Genomic DNA, 15,823 nt, shown 5'->3' with positions numbered 1-15,823 from the left:
GCCCCGATTCACATCGGCGGCCGGCTTGAAAGGAGCTCATTCGACGGTTCCTGATGCACATCCTGCCCCAAAGCTTTTTGCGCTCGACATTAAATGCTCAGGTGCTCCTGCAGCTTGCCGATCTGATTAAAAATTGACCATTTTCAGTGAGGATCTACACTCAATTCATGGGGTAACAAAAAGTCACGACAACAACATCAAAGGGCGGCCATCATGAGTCATAAATCATCCCTTCGTTCGCTCCGTGTGGCGGCGGCTTCGGTCGTTCTGGTGGGTTTTCCGCTGGCCCTGCAGGCTAAAGCGCCTGAGGTAAGCCAGGAGGTGTATTCAGACGGACTGGAAAGCCCATGGGATCTGGCTTTCCTGCCCGACGGCACCATGTTCTTCACTGAAAAATGCAAGGGCCTCTCGGTACAGTTGCCCGATGGCACGGTGAACAAACTGTTGGGCATGAGCGGTTCCGAAGGCTACGCCATGACCACCGACGATTTGTTCTGCTCCGGACAGGCCGGTATGAACGGCGTTACGCTGGATCCGGATTTTGCAGACAACCGCACCATCTACGTCTACTCCGCGTATCGTGTTGGTGACAACCCGACTTCCAACCGGGTGTTACGGCTAAAAGTGGGCGATGACCTGGCCGCCGTGTCTGATCGCCAAGACATAGTGACAAAAATTCCTTACAAACAGGCTCCCACAGACCATCCGTTTGGTGACTCCGGCGCTCACAACGGGGGGCGCATCCGGTTCAGCCCGGATGATGGCTTTCTGTACGTAACCACCGGCGACAACCACAACAGCAGCCTGCCGCAATTCGGGGATAATTTAGGCGCCAAGGTTCTGCGCGTTGATGGTAATGGCGATGCGGCTCCTGGCAATGCCGAGGCCACACCGGAGGATTTCGATCCGCGCATTTTCACTTACGGTCATCGCAACGTTCAGGGCATCGCATTTCACCCGGAAAGCCACCAGCCAATAATCACAGAGCACGGCCCCTGGCATTCGGATGAAGTAAACGCCCTGGTGCCCGGCGGCAACAGCGGCTGGGATCCGCGCCCAAACATGGCAGGCCGGGGAGATTGTCCGGATGATTATTGCGGTTACCAGCCCAACCAAAACGAAGGAATGGACCCGGAGAAGCGATCGGCCTATATGCCCATGACCGATCTTGAAACCTATCCGGATGCCATGGAGCCGCTATGGAATAACAACAGTAAATCCCAGGGCATCAGCAGTGCCGCCTTTCTGGAAGGTGAACAGTGGGGTGACTGGAACGGCCGCCTGGTGGTCAGCTTTATGGGAATCGGTTTTGGCGGCACACCGGTAGGTCAGCGTATCAACGTGATTGACCTGGCGGCCGATGGGCCAACCGTTCAGGACATCACCGAAATGCCGATGCCGGCGGGTTCTGCCCGTTTCCGTGGTTTGGTGACGGGTCCGGATGGCGATCTCTACGTGACGACTGATGAAGGCCAGGTTCACCGGTTTAGCGCTAAGTGAGGGCCTGGCTCAAACTTTTTAAACCGGGCTGGGTGATGATGCGACCGGTCACCGAATGAGATAAAGCGGGTGCGCCGGTGTTAATCGTTTACAACGGTAACCGGGCTGGTGGCGTGCCTGACCACCTTTTCACTGACACTGCCCAAGGTCAGGCTGCGCAACGTAGAATGGCCGCGCCGTCCCAAAACCAAATGAGTACCCGGATCGGCTTCCAGGTATTCAATAATTTCCTGAGCCGGGTCACCTTTAAGCAGAATCTCTTCGGTTGGATCAAGTATCCCGCTCACGGCTTCTTTCGCGGCGTCGAAAACTGAGCGCCCATACTTGTTCTGTTCTTCCTCAAGATCGCTGGGCGATACGCCTCTGATAACCATCCTCTCCACTGTTAACTGCGGGAATACGGCTAATAGCTTCAAGGGTTGAGCGGTGGCTTTTGCCAGATCGGCTGCCATTTTCGCTGCCTGTAACGATTGAGCTGAACCATCACAAGCAACCACGATTTGTTGAGTAACGTTAGCCATGACACGTTCCTTTGCTAATGGGTTTAACGCCAGCGTATCACCGACGCGCACACCTTATAGTTGACTAAAATTAACCCGGGAAAGGGTTTCGTAGGGCCAGATATCACCAGCGCCCCTGTAACGTTGCAACAATACGACGGACACCGGCGTTATCCCTGTGCTCACACAGATACAACCCTTGCCAGGTCCCAAGCGCCAAGCGTCCTTGACGCACGGGCAGTGTCAGTGACGGGCCAACAAGAACGTTTTTGATATGGGCTGGCATATCGTCAGGGCCTTCCAGAACATGCTCATAATGCGGCGCGCGCTCTGGCACCATCACATTGAAGTGGCGTTCCAGATCGCCACGCACATCCGGGTCGGCATTTTCGTTCACTGCCAACGATGCAGAGGTGTGTTGTATAAACAGGTGCAGTAGCCCCACTTCACAATGTTTAAGGTCGGGAGCCTGTGCGAGTAGTTCACTAGTTATTAGATGAAAACCCCGCGTGAGGGGCGCCAACTCTATGAAGGATTGCTCCCAGATCATGTTTTTTTGCCTCTGATGGTATAGTTACCGCTTAACGGCTGTCGATACCCACGTAGTCACGCAGTTTATAGCCACGATAAATCTGACGTGGCCGATTGATACGGAATTCCGGATCGTTCATCATTTCCATCCAGTGTGCGGCCCAGCCTACGGTGCGCGCAATGGCAAACATGGGCGTAAACATATTGACCGGCACACCAAGCGCACGGTAAATAATACCGGAATAGAAATCCACGTTCGGGTAAAGCCCGCGTTCGGTGAAATAATCTTCCTCCAGCGCTTTGCTTTCGAGTTCCAGTGCGATCTCGAAGAGTCTATCGTCCTTCATGCCGTAATGTTCGAGCACCTCGTGACAATAGCTGCGAACGACTTTCGCCCTGGGGTCGAAGTTCTTATAAACCCGGTGACCGAACCCCATCAGTCGGAAGTTGTCATTCTTGTCTTTAGCTTTGTCGACATACTTCGCCACGTTCGAAACATCGCCAACTTCTTCAAGCATATTCAAAACGCTTTCATTCGCACCACCATGGGCGGGGCCCCAGAGTGCTGCTATGCCACCGGCCATTGCAGCGTAAGGATTTGCGCCGGTTGAGCCGACCATGCGTACTGCCGAGGCCGAAGCGTTCTGTTCGTGATCTGCATGCAGCATGAACAGCACATCCATTGCGCGAGCGGCCACCGGGTCGACCTGGTATTCCTCCGCCGGCACTGAGAACATCATGCGCAGTAAATTGGAGGTGTAATCCAGATTGTTACGCGGGCCGATCTTTGGCTGCCCTATCGCATGTTTATAGGCTGCGGCAGCAATGGTTGGCATTTTAGCAATCATGCGCTCGGCAAAGATCTGACGGTGCTCCGGGTTACTGATGTCAGTGGTGTCATGGTAGAACGCCGACAAGGAACCCACTACACCAAGCAATATCGCCATTGGATGGGCGTCGTGGTGAAAGCCGTCATAGAATTTGATCAGCGACTGGTTAAGCATGGTGTGACGGGTGATTGTCTCGCTAAAGCTCTCCATCTCGGCCGAATTGGGTAACTCTCCGTTAAGCAGTAAAAAGCAGACTTCAAGAAAGTTGGAGTGCTCGGCAAGATCTTCGATTGAGTAACCACGGTAAAGCAGCTTGCCGTTTTCGCCATCAATAAAGGTGATAGTAGAATCGCAGCTACAGGTGGCGGTGTATCCCGGATCGTAGGTGAACACGCCGGCCCGGTTATGGAGCCCGCGCACATCCACCGCAGGAGTGCCCATACTGCCTTCAATAAGGGGGAGTTCGGTGCTCTGGTCGTCTTTCGGGTGACTGAGTTGGTATGCGTTTGACATGATGCTCTCCCGACTTGGTTAGGGGCGGGTTATCGCGCCCTGACTAGATGTTCAGCAACAAAGATTCAGGATCAGCCAAGGTGTGTATCAGTGTAGAGACAAACTGGGCTGCTTCGGCACCGTCGTTGACGCGATGATCGAAACCAAGTACCAACGGCAGGCGTAGCCGCGGTTTGATCTCATAGTCATCGAGGTCGCCCTGAACGACTGGCTCCAATCGGGCCTGGCCCATCCCGAGTATTGCTACCTGCGGATGATTTATCAGTGGGCTAAGCGCAGAGCCGCCCATGGCGCCCGGGTTGGTCAGGGTTATGCTGCCGCCTTGCATGTCCTCACGGGATACCTCGCCGTTGCGTGTCCTGCGGGCGATGTCACCCGATTCCGTAGACAATTCGATCAGACTTTTCTGGTCTGCATCACGGATGACCGGTACCAACAGGCCGCGATCCGTCGCGACCGCGAGGCCCATATGGAAATAGCGCTTGTATACGAGTTCCTGTTTCTCCACATCAAGGCTCGCGTTGAAGCGTGGGAACTGTTTCAGCGCAGCCACCAGGGCCTTCATGACCAATACCGTGAGCGTGAGTTTACCACCCTGCGCCTCAGCGGCCGATTCGTGGGAACGGCGGAAGCGTTCCAACTCGGTGATATCCGCGATGTCCTGATGGTAAACGTGGGGAATCTGGCCCCAGGAAAGCGCCATATTCCGGGCTGTAGCACGACGAATTGAGCGCAGAGGCGTGCGCGTCACCTCGCCCCATTGGCTCAGATCCGGCAATGGCGGTAATCGGGTTTGCGAAGGTATGAGCGCCGAGCCCTCTTGCTGGCCGCCTTTGTTTTGTTTTTTGCTGTGTTTCTGGCCTTTGCTCACGCTGGCGGCCGCTTCAACATCTTCGGCGGTGGCACGGCCATGTTTTCCGCTGGGCTCAATGTTGTGTAAATCGACACCTTTTTCCCGCGCCAGACGCCGGGTACTCGGCGCGGCAGGTACCGGCTCGCGACTGGTGCTGTTTTTTTCAGAACGGCTTTCGTTCTCAGTACTGTCTTCCGTTTCCTTGCTGTCTTCCGTTTCCTTTTCCTTGCCGTCTTCTGCTTCCTTGCTCTCTTCTGCACTGTCTCCCGCTTTCTTACTCTTCTCTGATTCCTTCTTATCTTCCGTGTCGTCGCCCGAGTCATCAGCCGCGTCATAGGTCATCAGTACATCGCCGACCTCAATCATATCTCCTTCGGCGACCTTCACCTGTTTTATCTTTCCTGAAAACGAAGCTGGCAGGTCTGTGTTCGCCTTGTCGGTTTCCACGGCTAGCACCGTATCGCCGTCGGTAACCGTGTCGCCGTCGCTCACAAGCACTTCAAGAACTTCAGCTTCCTGGAGCCCTTCGCCAGGATCGCTGAATTTGAATTCATCAGTCATGGCACACTCGCTCCCGATAAGTTGGCTAGTCGTTGATGGTGGCGCGCGCCGCACTCAAAATGCGGTCAACGTCGGGCAAATATTCCTGTTCACGCGCAAAAAATGGCACCGGGGTATCAAAACCTGTTACTCGGCGTATCGGCGCCTCCAGGTACCAGAAAGACTCTTCATTCAACCGCGCGATAATTTCACCTGCCGGTCCATAGCTGCGGTGCGCTTCGTGCACGATCAACACTCGGCCGGTGCGTCTCGCAGACTCCGCAAAACCTTCATGATCCAGCGGTGACAGGCTAAGCAGGTCAATAACGTCGGCTTCTACGCCATCCTCCTCGGAAAGGGTTTCAGCGGCCTGCAAGGCTCTGGGCAGCATGGCACCATAACTGATCACCGTCAGGTCGGCGCCTTCGCGCACAGTTTGTGAGGTACCGATCGGCAGGGTTTCTTCGTCGTCCGGCACCTCTTCGCGAAACGCTCTGTAGCTTGCTTTGGGCTCGAGAAATACGACCGGGTCCGGATCACGAATGGCGGATAGCATCAGGGCACGGGCATTGCGGGGCCCAGACGGGACAACCACCTTGAGCCCGGGGATATGAGCGTAGATTACCTCCTTGCTTTCGGAGTGGTGCTCCAGCGCATGCACGCCGGCCCCGAAAGGGACACGTACGGTTATTGGCATCGGATAGCGCCCGCGGGTACGCCAACGGAATCGCGTTGCGTGCATCTCCAGCTGGTGCAGCCCCATGTATGAAAACCCCGAAAACTGCATTTCACAAACGGGCCTGAGACCTCCCGCAGCCATACCGACACAAAGCCCGACAATGCCGGCCTCGGCGACTGGCGTATCAATCACACGTCGCTCACCGTATTTATCAAGCAGGCCATCAGTAATGCGAAACACGCCACCATCAACACCCACGTCCTGGCCGAGGACAATAATGTCGTCGTCGTTTCCCATCTCCTCAGTGAGTGCCAGGTTGATAGCCTCTGCCATGTTCAGCTCAGTCATCGTTTCGCCCCCCCCGCACTCCGGTTCGATTCACGTTGTGCTTCAAGATAAGCCGGACGCTCTGCATAGATGTAATCGAACATCACGTCCGCCCCGGCGAGTTTTTCAATCCGGCCTTCTGCGTCCTTCCAGGCTTGTTCAACTTGATCCTTGATCTCGCTTTCCATGGTCTTGATCTCATCATCAGAAAGCAGATCTCGCCCCAACAGGTAGTTCTTGAAGCGGGGCAATGGATCACGCTTTTCCCACTTCTCCACTTCGCTCTTGTCACGGTACTTGCTTGGGTCATCGGCGGTGGTGTGAATACCCAACCGATATGTCACACACTCAATCATTGTCGGGCCCTTACCATCGCGCGCCCTCTGCGCCGCCTCACTCACTGCCGCATAAACAGCCAGAATATCATTCCCATCCACTTGCAGGCTGGGCATGCCGTATGCCAGACCTTTTTGAGCCAGGGTTCTGGATTTACTTTGCTCCTCCCGAGGAACAGAAATCGCCCATTGATTGTTCTGACATAGAAAAATAGTGGGGGTCTGCAGCAAGCTGGCGAAGTTCATGCCTTCGTGGAAATCGCCTTCCGAGGTGGCTCCGTCACCGAAGAAAACGATGGATACTTCATCCCGCTCCCGATATTGGCTCGCATAGCCAAGGCCGACAGCGTGCGGCACCTGAGAAGCCACGGGTACTGAGATCGGAAGGTCGTGTTTGTCTTTGGGAATGGCGCCGCCTTCGTTGTAACCGGCGGTATGGAGAAGCATATCGGTCAGCGGGAAACCGCGCCAGATCATGGCTGCGAATTCGCGAAACGCGGGCACGAACCAGTCTCGGTCATGAAGAACGGCCATGGCTCCAATCTGGCATGCCTCCTGACCTTTCACTGGCGCAAACGTACCAATGCGACCTTGCCGCTGCAGCTGCAACTGCTGCTCATCAAACCGACGCGAAAGCAACATGGAGCGAAACATGCGCTTCAGCAGATCGTCATCGATGTCCGGCGCGAGCTCCTCGTCCAGGTCGCCCTTCTCGTTCAGTATCGATAGGTATTCGACCGAATATTCCGGGTCCAGGTTGTTGCGTGGCATACGGTGTCACCTCGCTAATGAACAACAGTTATCCTTTCTGGTCAAACTAAAGGCTGAAAGGCTGGCTCTGTTAATCATATAAGGAGAAGTACGTAACAGCACGTAAATTTACCATTTAAAAAGCGGCGTCATCGTGAAGCCGTATCAAACATTATCGGGCTTTCTGTCGTAAATTATGGTTAGTCGCCAGGCTCACTGCGCTTATTTCCGAAGCTCATCCCACGGGTGCATGGGAACAGCAGCTTCGCCCACGTCCGCCTCAAAAGAGCTACGAAAGTAGTCCATGGCTTTTTCGGCTTCGTTAAGCTCGTCGAATCGGGCTATGTGGTAAATGGCTTCGCCTTCGTTAACCAGCGGCAGGTTATTCACACATATCACGATGCCCGAACAAGGTGACACAATCGCCGTTTCGGATTCACCAAAAGGGTCTGCCACCATAGCCAGCTTCTGGCCTTTGCGTACTTTCTGCCCAAGTTTGGCCACCGGCCGCATGATGCCGTCTATCTCGGCCCTCACCCATTGGGAGCTCGCTGCAATTTCCGAGCGTTTTTTTGTTTCACGATGACTCCAGTACCGCAATTCGCTGGACTACGCCAAGGTTAGATACAGCAAGTTTATCAATTGCTTAAGCGAGTTCATCATATGCCGGTGCTTTCCGAAACTTGACCCGGCTTCCCCTCGCGTGGCTCCCATGCGGCTCTTGGAAACCGGGCTTTCCGAGGAGTCATCATGGCAAAGATCAAGCTCACCAAGACCGCAGTCGATGCGGCGCAACCCCAGGCTAAGGCTGTCGAACTGCGGGATACCATGGTGCCCGGCTTCCTGTGTAAGATCACCCCGGCGGGTCGCAAGGTGTTCATGCTTCAGTACCGCACAAACGCCGGTGAACGCCGTAAGCCCTCTTTGGGCCAGTTCGGTGAACTGACCGTCGAGCAGGCCCGCGTCATGGCACAGGAGTGGCTGGCCGAGGTGCGCCGGGGCGGCGACCCGAGCGCGGCCAAGGCCGCCGCTCGCAAGGCGCAGACCATGAAGGAGTATTGCCACACCTTCATGGAGGACTACTCAAAGCAGCGCAACAAGCCCAACACCCAACGCGGCTATTGGGGCGTCATCAACCGTAACATCATCCCCATCATGGGCCGGATGAAGGTGCAGGACGTGAAGCGCCCGGACGTGGCCGCGCTGATGAAGAAGCTGGCCTACAAGCCGGCCGAGGCCAACCGTACCTTTAGCGTGCTGCGCAAGATGTTCAATCTGGCCGAAGTATGGGGACTGCGCCCCGACGGCACGAATCCGTGCCGCCACGTCCCGATGTACCCGCCCGGCGAGGAAACCCGGTTCATCATTGACGATGAATTGGTACGGATATTCCGTCACCTGGAGTATCTGGAGTCGGAAGGGCTGGAGAACTACGTCATCCCGCTGTCGATCCGCCTGCAATTCGAGTTTGCCGCCCGTCGCTCCGAAATTTGCCCGCTCGAATGGGACTGGATTGACCTAGAGAAGCGCCGGGTGATCTGGCCCGATAGCAAGACCGGCGACATCTCCAAGCCCATGAGCGAGGAAGCCTATCGGCTGTTCTCGACGGCGCCTCGACGAGAGGGGTGTCCCTACGTCCTGCCGTCGCCCAATGATCCGACCCGACATCTGACCTTTGGCGAGCACTATGGCGGCTGGACGCGTGTGCTCAAGGCGGCCAGCGTGCCGCATGTCGGCACACACGGCATCCGTCACCGCTCAACGACCGACATTGCCAATTCGGGGGTGCCGATCAAGGTTGGCATGGCACTGACCGGACACAAGACCGTGGCGATGTTCATGCACTACGTCCATACCGAGGACAAGCCGGTGCGGGACGCAGCCGAACTGGTGGCGAGCCAGCGGCAGGCGATTACCGGGGCATCCCGTTCTATGGAGGTGACAGCATGACAAGGAAGGCGCCTGTGGCGGCGGGGAACCCCGCCGCCTTACCGACCGGCTACGCTGGCATTCATGGCGGCATCGTGGAGCTGTTGGATGCCGCGCGCCAGGCAGCCGCGCGCAGTGTCAACGCCTTGATGACCGCCAGCTATTGGGAGATTGGCCGTCGGATTGTCGAGGCCGAGCAGAAAGGCAGGCGGCGAGCCGGTTACGGCGAGCAGTTGATAGCTCGATTGTCAGCCGATCTGACTGCCCGATTCGGGCGCGGGTTCAGCCCGGACAACTTGGAGAACATGCGGCGTTTTTTCCTCGCATATCCCCTGGCTGCAATTTCCGAGACACTGTCTCAAAAATCTGGAGAAGGGCTGCCCGCAGAGAATTCCGAGACAGTGTCTCGGAAATTCGACCTCTCTGAGCTGGCTCAGGTCTTCGCGCTGCCGTGGTCGGCCTACGTCCGGCTGCTGTCGGTCAAGGACGACCATGCCCGCCGGTTCTACGAGATCGAAGCCTTGCGCGGTGGCTGGAGCGTGCGCCAGCTCGACCGGCAGATCAGAAGCCAGTTCTACGAGCGCACGGCGTTGTCCAAGGACAAGGCTGCGATGCTGGTCAAAGGGGCGGTGCCCAAGCCCGAGGATGCCGTCACGCCCAACGACGCAATCAAAGACCCGTACGTGCTGGAGTTCCTCGACCTCAAGGACGAGTATTCGGAGTCTGACCTGGAGGCGGGCTTGATCCAGCGGCTGGAGGACTTCCTGCTCGAACTGGGCGAAGGCTTTACCTTCGTCGGGCGGCAACGCCGGATGCGCATCGACCAGACATGGTATCGGGTGGATCTGCTGTTCTTCCATCGTAAGCTACGTTGTCTGGTCATTATCGACCTGAAGCTCGGTAGCCTGACCCATGCTGATGTGGGCCAGATGCACATGTACTGCAACTACGCCAAGGAGCACTGGGCCTACCTGGGTGAGAACCCACCAGTGGGGCTGATTCTGTGTGCCGACAAGGGGCATGCCCTGGCGCGATATGCGCTGGATGGCCTGCCGAACAAGGTGATGGCAGCCAATTACCGGATGGTACTGCCGGATGCCGAGTTGCTGCAAAAAGAGTTGGAGGACACGCGGCGTCTACTTGAATCCCGTGGAGCGATACGGCCCAATACACCGCGCAAAAGATAGAGGTAGTTAAGGCCTGATGCTGTCAGGCGTAGCTAGCGACGCTTGCTGCGCCCTGGCCATGGCAGTTCACCTGTAAGTTCCGACAGGCCGCTGTCGTCTTCGATTCGTACGCCGAAGCGGTTCACCTCAATCTCCGGTAAGTCTTCGCCGTCAAACCATAGCAATGAAATAGTGGTATCAGTGCGTGCGTAGTGCCTTGAAAGTTCCCAGAGATCTAAGCCCTTTTCCCAGTTGTCGAACCATATATCCTGAGAGACTTCCCCCGTATCAGTTGTACTGTTCCTGGAGGATCTGACTCGATGAGCCACTGAGCCAGCCGGGATCACCGATCTGGGTGATATCCAGGCCCCGGCTTGTCTCAAAGACATGGAGCGTGCGGCATACCGTACTGCGTCGTGCTCCATGGTGACGAAGGCACACGGTACATCGCTGAGACTGGCGAATCTCGACGCAGCGGCGGGGAACGAAGTGCCAAACAAATCGGCCATGTGCTGGATACACTCCAGAGAAGGCTCTTCCTTGGGAACGACAGAAAGCCACTGCCGATAGGGCATCAGGAGTTCAGCGGCGAATGTGTCGCAGGCAATCTCGTTAGGATGTCGTTTGGCATATGACCAGGACGGGACTTCCTCGTGACTCGACTTTAAATCGAGCACGATATGGGCTATTTCGTGGCAGATGGTAAAACGCTGGCGCTCATCAGTCTCTAGGGAGTTTACCGTGATGATGTGCTTCCCGTTTGGTTTCGTAATCGTGTAGCCAGACTCCCCCTTGCCAAGCTCATCTTTCTTGATCTTGGCGTTAGCTACGGTCACGTAGGGGGAAAGATCCTCTCGGATGTTGGAAATATCGACTTTCGCAACAAACGAGCGTGCTTTCTGCCTGACATCCGTCTCGTCCATATTCAATCGTCCTCGTCGTCATCCTCGAAGGCCCTTTTTATTCGGGCAATCAATGTTGCGGGGTCAGGCCTTGCATTACCTCGATGCCTAACTCCGGCTGCTGCTGTAAATACGTCAATACTGACAGAAGGATCTTGTAGTACAAACTCGACAAGGCTCGCATCAGCGTCTGCATGGTCAACCAGCCAAGTTACGAGCGCAGCATCCCTCTCTGTCGGTTTAAGAACCTTCAATAGCTTTTCAACTAGATCTTGAGATGGATTTGTTTTTTCGCCCGTTTCGAGGCGGTAGACATACGCATGGTCCACTGACGATAGTTGGCCAATTTCACGCAGGGAAAGGGTTCTGCGTTCGCGTAGCGTCTTGATAGCGACGCCTAAGCCTGTTTGCGGCATGAGTTCTGGTCCTTGCGGTTGCGGGAAGAGGGCCATAAGTCCCCTGTTACATCAACCCCACATCCAGTCGAGTTCAAAGGCGCATGTTGCGCCGGCACATATGCCCTGATACGATGTTGTTTAGCCAGACAACGGACGCAGGTTTTACGCTTGTTCCAGGTTGGATTGGCTTGGCCTCCCCGTTGTCTGAGCGGGCAACGTATTGTGCTACAGCGGACGGCCATTGACAACCCGGCCGGCTGGCTGGGATTTCCAAAGTTCCACTGTAGGAGAGCCATCATGGCCGGAAAAAACCAGCATGTTGTTCCTCATCAAGAGGGTTGGGCTGTCAAAGGTGCTGGCAACCAGCGGGCGACCTCTGTACATGACACGCAGCAGAAAGCAATAGACGCAGGTCGGGATATTGCACGCCACCAGAAGTCTGAACTCGTCATCCATCGTCCAAATGGTCGTATCCGTGACAAGGATAGCCACGGTAACGACTCCTTTCCTCCGAAGGGGTGAAACGCCATGACTGACATCCCTACCTATCATGTGCTCGCTTTATCGGGGGGCGGTTATCGAGGTCTGTACACGGCGACGGTCCTTGCAGAACTCGAATCTACGCTGGGCCGTCCTATTGCTTCGCACTTTGATCTAATTTGCGGTACATCGGCGGGAGGGATGCTGGCTTTGGGGCTGGCTGCGGAAATTCCGGCCTATGAACTCAAAGCACTATTTGAAAACGAAGGCAGCCGAATCTTTGGTTGCCGCAGCCTTCCACGGCGTCTTCTGGGATTTTGGCTGACCGCGAAGCATAACTCAGCGGGGCTGAGAGAAGTTCTGACTGAGCGCTTTCAAGAGGCCATGATCGGCGACCTGAAGCATCGTGTTCTCATACCAGCAGTTAACTACTCAACAGGTCGCGGGCAGTTCTTCAAGACGCCTCACCATCCGTCTTTTGAGTTGGATTATCGCATGAGGGTCGTTGATGTTGCGGTGGCGACAGCCGCCGCACCCGTTTACTTTCCGCTGGCGCGCAATGATCGTGGCGTTTTCGCAGATGGGGGGTTGGTGGGCAATGCTCCGGGCTTATTCGGGTTGCACGAAGTCAAGACATTCTTGGCGCCGCATCAAAATGCGCTGATTCGGGTTCTCTCCATAGGCACGATGACGATCGGTGCGACCGTCCGTGGCGGCGCCAGCCTTGACCGCGGATTTGGCAAGTGGCGCGGAGGGCTCTTCGATCTGGTGATCTCCGCCCAGGAGTCGTCAGTGGACTATATGCTGCGGCAATCCTTGGGGAGCAACTACTTCCAGATCGATGATAAAGCGACGCCTGATCAGAGCAAAGACGTGAAGGCACTGGACCGGGTCTCTGTTGGTGCCACGAATACGCTCAAGGATCGTGGTAGCCATGCAGCGCAGCGTGCGCTCGGCGATCCCCTTTTCCAACCGTTTCGAGCGCACCAGGCCGGCGCTCCCACCTTCTATCACGGCCCCCACAAGAATGTTTCGGAGGCCACATGCTAAACCTAAGTCCGCTCTTCTTCACTACTCTTGATGACGAATCCTGCATGCACGGCGAGTTGGATCTGACTCCTGAGCAACGCGCCCAGATCGCCAGCGCACGCGATGATGCCAGAGATTGTCTGCGTACAGGTATCCCCCGCGTACTGAGGGCTAGCGGCTACACTGATGACGTTCCCCAGCCGCGCTTCTTCACGCAGGGGTCGTGGGCATATAGGACACTGAACTCCCCGGCACAACGCCCTCAGCAGGCGGATGTCGATGATGGCTGCTATCTGCCAATGAGCTTCGTTTCACAGACGAAGCGTCCCAGTACTGCTGCGACGGTGTTCTTTGCCGCTGTAGAAGAAGCATTAAAGCCGTTGGTCGAGGAAAAGCGGTGGACGCTTGTCACCGATAAGCCGACGTGCATCCGCATTATCATCGCTGCGTATGCCCATATTGATATTCCGCTGTATGCCATCCCAGACGAAGAGTTTGCGGTTCTAAAGGCGTCGATGGAACAGCGAGGCTTCGATTCGTTATCAGAAGCTATAAACATGGCGGAGCAGGATATCTGGACAGCGCTTCCCGCTGACAAGGTGCTGCTTGCTCATCGTGAATGCGACTGGATGCCTTCCGATCCTAGGCCAGTGAAGGAGTGGTTCTTGGCAGAAGTGGCTGCCAAGGGGGAGCAGTTCCGGCGTGTGGTGCGCTACCTGAAAGCCTTCCGTGATTGGAGGTGGTCCAGCGGAGGACCTGCCTCGATCCTGCTGATGGCAGCTGCGGCCCCGCTCTTTGAGAAACGCGATAGGCGTGACGACCTAGCTCTGCTGGATGTCGTAGCGGCACTGCCAGCCCGCTTGCGTGGGGAAGTGAAGAATCCCGTGGAAGAGTCCGAATCGCTCACCGAGCGACTTGGCCAAGCGGGTGTTGAAGATGCGGCTAAGGCATTCGAAGAATTTGAGAAGGTGCTTCGCGGCGCCACCGGCGCCGGCAGTCCTTCACAGGCCTGCATCTGGATGCGTGGAGAATTCGGCCCGCGCTTTCCGAATGAACCGAATCGGGTCAAGGTGGTATCCGTTGCTGCAACCATTGCCGCTACCCCTGCCGCCGCCGGACCGAGCGAACTTGTAGGACGAACAAAGGCAGGATGAACAATACCGTAGCGGTCGCAGACGTAATTGAGGCCTTCAAGCAACGAGGCTTCGAGTTCGTTGGCAAAACGGATGACGGTTGGTTCCGGTTGCACGGGAATTTGGGCCCGCCCCAAATGGATAAAGGCTGTCGGTGCGAAGTTCAGCTCGATCCCACGTTCTTCGACTTGCCTCGCATTCGACTATTGGAAATTCCCCCGGAGCTACCTGCAACGGTTCCTCATCTTGGCGCAGGTGGTGAGCTTTGTTATCTCGACAAGGGCACTGTCATCCTAGACATCTACGACCCTGTCGGGCAGTCACTGGCATGCCTGCAGCGAGCGTCCTTTGTGTTTGGGCAAATCGTGAAGGGAGAGATGATCGAAGATCTCACTGAAGAGTTCTTTGCGTATTGGGGTGGCTGGTTTTGTCTTGTGGACATGCAGGGAGAAAACCTGGGGCAACAGCATTGTATAGTCGCGCAGGCTAACGAGCTTTCTTTGTGGTTCATTACCGACAACGAAGATCGCACAACCGAGAAGATAAAATCGCTCGGTTATCAAATTACTGATAGCACGATACTGACTTATCGGATAAAAACTGATGCTCAACCTCGCCCGATGACAAGCCATTGGCCTCCCGAAACAGTTGGGGATGTCCTGGCGTGGCAAAGCACCCTTGACTCTCGTTGTCGGCGCAAGATTCACAAGCGCATCAAGGAGGGGAAAAGGAAGAAGGCTGGCGGCGTTCTGGTCGTTATTGAGTCACCATTGATGACGTATGGTTTTGTGGTTCTCTATGACCGCCAGCATCCTGACCAAAAAAGCAAACCCACGGGTGGCAGGGATTCGAGCTATGGGTTGAAGGTGATACCCGTCTCGGTGGTCAGAATTGACGATCGATATCTTGCCCAACGGAACATACCGAATTCAAAGACGCTTGCAGGGAAAAACATCACCATCATTGGGTGCGGCACGATCGGCGGCTATCTGTCAGACATGCTGGTAAAGGCTGGGGCGGGGACATGCGGCGGCAAGCTTACGTTGGTGGATTTCGACTGCCTTCTCCCGCAAAACATTGGGCGTCATCGCCTGGGGTTCCCGGACTTGCTGTCGAACAAAGCAGAGGCCATGGCGAAAGAACTCAAGCGTTTGGCCCCAGGTGCCGAGATTCGTGCGCTGCCCGTGGATGTTAGGCAAGCTCAATTGGGAGAGTTGGATCTGCTCATAGATGCCACCGGGGAGGAAGCTCTCGGGCATTGGCTGTGCGGCCACTATCCGTCTCCGACGCCCATGCTTTCGGTCTGGATCGAGGGGCCGGGAACGGCTGTTCGTGCGCTCCTAAGGATGAATGCCTCCGGCGCATGCTACCGATGTGTAGTGGTCAAGTGTTTTTGGCCACCGAATTTTGAGCATTCCAGTAGTTCTT

General features: G+C 55.9%; 15 protein-coding genes and 1 pseudogene. 7 read left to right on the top strand and 9 right to left on the bottom strand.

What is annotated here, in order from left to right; translation table 11 throughout:
* The first annotated feature begins 213 nt into the window (after positions 1-213).
* Positions 214-1,500 carry a PQQ-dependent sugar dehydrogenase gene (locus tag ACTHYN_RS00080; RefSeq protein WP_441810448.1) on the top strand — a complete coding sequence of 429 codons (1,287 nt, stop codon included), beginning with the start codon at positions 214-216 and terminating at the stop codon, positions 1,498-1,500.
* Between the two features lie 80 nt (positions 1,501-1,580).
* On the opposite strand, the gene ACTHYN_RS00075 is transcribed toward ACTHYN_RS00080, so the two are convergent.
* The 7 genes and pseudogenes from ACTHYN_RS00075 to ACTHYN_RS00045 all read right to left on the bottom strand — a co-directional run.
* A complete protein-coding gene (locus ACTHYN_RS00075) occupies positions 1,581-2,021 on the bottom strand; it encodes a universal stress protein (protein WP_441810447.1) in 441 nt (146 codons plus the stop codon).
* Positions 2,022-2,124: 103 nt separating this feature from the next.
* Positions 2,125-2,550 carry a secondary thiamine-phosphate synthase enzyme YjbQ gene (locus ACTHYN_RS00070; RefSeq protein ID WP_441810446.1) on the bottom strand — a complete coding sequence of 142 codons (426 nt, stop codon included), beginning with the start codon at positions 2,548-2,550 and terminating at the stop codon, positions 2,125-2,127.
* A gap of 31 nt (positions 2,551-2,581) precedes the next feature.
* Positions 2,582-3,874 carry a citrate synthase gene (locus ACTHYN_RS00065; protein ID WP_441810445.1) on the bottom strand — a complete coding sequence of 431 codons (1,293 nt, stop codon included), beginning with the start codon at positions 3,872-3,874 and terminating at the stop codon, positions 2,582-2,584.
* 43 nt (positions 3,875-3,917) lie between these two features.
* Positions 3,918-5,288 (bottom strand): dihydrolipoamide acetyltransferase family protein, encoded by a 1,371-nt coding sequence (locus ACTHYN_RS00060; RefSeq protein WP_441810444.1) that lies wholly within the window; start codon positions 5,286-5,288, stop codon positions 3,918-3,920.
* 25 nt (positions 5,289-5,313) lie between these two features.
* Entirely contained in the window at positions 5,314-6,294 is a 981-nt protein-coding gene (locus ACTHYN_RS00055; RefSeq protein ID WP_441810443.1) for an alpha-ketoacid dehydrogenase subunit beta, read from the bottom strand.
* Positions 6,291-7,379 carry a pyruvate dehydrogenase (acetyl-transferring) E1 component subunit alpha gene (gene pdhA / locus ACTHYN_RS00050; protein ID WP_441810442.1) on the bottom strand — a complete coding sequence of 363 codons (1,089 nt, stop codon included), beginning with the start codon at positions 7,377-7,379 and terminating at the stop codon, positions 6,291-6,293. The genes ACTHYN_RS00055 and pdhA overlap by 4 nt, the downstream gene beginning before the upstream one ends.
* 201 nt (positions 7,380-7,580) lie before the next feature.
* A pseudogene (locus tag ACTHYN_RS00045) lies at positions 7,581-7,931 on the bottom strand (succinylglutamate desuccinylase/aspartoacylase family protein); the annotation flags it as partial.
* Between the two features lie 177 nt (positions 7,932-8,108).
* Here ACTHYN_RS00045 and ACTHYN_RS00040 point away from each other — a divergent pair.
* Both ACTHYN_RS00040 and ACTHYN_RS00035 read left to right on the top strand, forming a co-directional pair.
* Positions 8,109-9,308, top strand: coding sequence for a tyrosine-type recombinase/integrase (locus ACTHYN_RS00040; protein WP_441810441.1), 1,200 nt, complete (start codon positions 8,109-8,111; stop codon positions 9,306-9,308).
* Positions 9,305-10,474, top strand: a complete 1,170-nt coding sequence (locus ACTHYN_RS00035) for a PDDEXK nuclease domain-containing protein (RefSeq protein ID WP_441810440.1) — start codon at positions 9,305-9,307, stop codon at positions 10,472-10,474. Before ACTHYN_RS00040 ends, ACTHYN_RS00035 begins: the two co-directional genes overlap by 4 nt.
* Before the next feature lie 32 nt (positions 10,475-10,506).
* On the opposite strand, the gene ACTHYN_RS00030 is transcribed toward ACTHYN_RS00035, so the two are convergent.
* Both ACTHYN_RS00030 and ACTHYN_RS00025 read right to left on the bottom strand, forming a co-directional pair.
* Positions 10,507-11,376 (bottom strand): ImmA/IrrE family metallo-endopeptidase, encoded by an 870-nt coding sequence (locus ACTHYN_RS00030; protein ID WP_441810439.1) that lies wholly within the window; start codon positions 11,374-11,376, stop codon positions 10,507-10,509.
* Positions 11,377-11,378: 2 nt separating this feature from the next.
* Positions 11,379-11,771, bottom strand: coding sequence for a helix-turn-helix domain-containing protein (locus tag ACTHYN_RS00025; RefSeq protein WP_441810438.1), 393 nt, complete (start codon positions 11,769-11,771; stop codon positions 11,379-11,381).
* Between the two features lie 279 nt (positions 11,772-12,050).
* On the opposite strand from ACTHYN_RS00025, the gene ACTHYN_RS00020 reads away from it, so the two are divergent.
* From ACTHYN_RS00020 to ACTHYN_RS00005, 4 genes are all read left to right on the top strand, one after another.
* On the top strand, positions 12,051-12,275 hold the full coding sequence (locus ACTHYN_RS00020) for a DUF2188 domain-containing protein (RefSeq protein WP_441810437.1): 225 nt from the start codon (positions 12,051-12,053) through the stop codon (positions 12,273-12,275).
* A 6-nt stretch (positions 12,276-12,281) separates the two neighbouring features.
* The gene (locus tag ACTHYN_RS00015) at positions 12,282-13,283 is read left to right on the top strand and encodes a CBASS cGAMP-activated phospholipase (protein ID WP_441810436.1); all 1,002 of its coding nucleotides are present in this window, start codon (positions 12,282-12,284) and stop codon (positions 13,281-13,283) included.
* Entirely contained in the window at positions 13,277-14,416 is a 1,140-nt protein-coding gene (locus ACTHYN_RS00010) for a CBASS cGAMP synthase (protein WP_441810435.1), read from the top strand. Before ACTHYN_RS00015 ends, ACTHYN_RS00010 begins: the two co-directional genes overlap by 7 nt.
* Positions 14,413-15,823, top strand: a 1,411-nt coding sequence (locus ACTHYN_RS00005) for a ThiF family adenylyltransferase (RefSeq protein ID WP_441810434.1), incomplete at its 3' end; no start/stop codon positions are given. The genes ACTHYN_RS00010 and ACTHYN_RS00005, both read left to right, overlap by 4 nt.

Origin of the sequence: Marinobacter sp. (assembly GCF_052091845.1) — a bacterium.
In the GTDB taxonomy this organism is placed as follows: Bacteria; Pseudomonadota; Gammaproteobacteria; order Pseudomonadales; family Oleiphilaceae; genus Marinobacter.
Note: the sequence above shows the minus strand (reverse complement) of the source record. Positions and strands in the feature narration are given on the sequence as shown.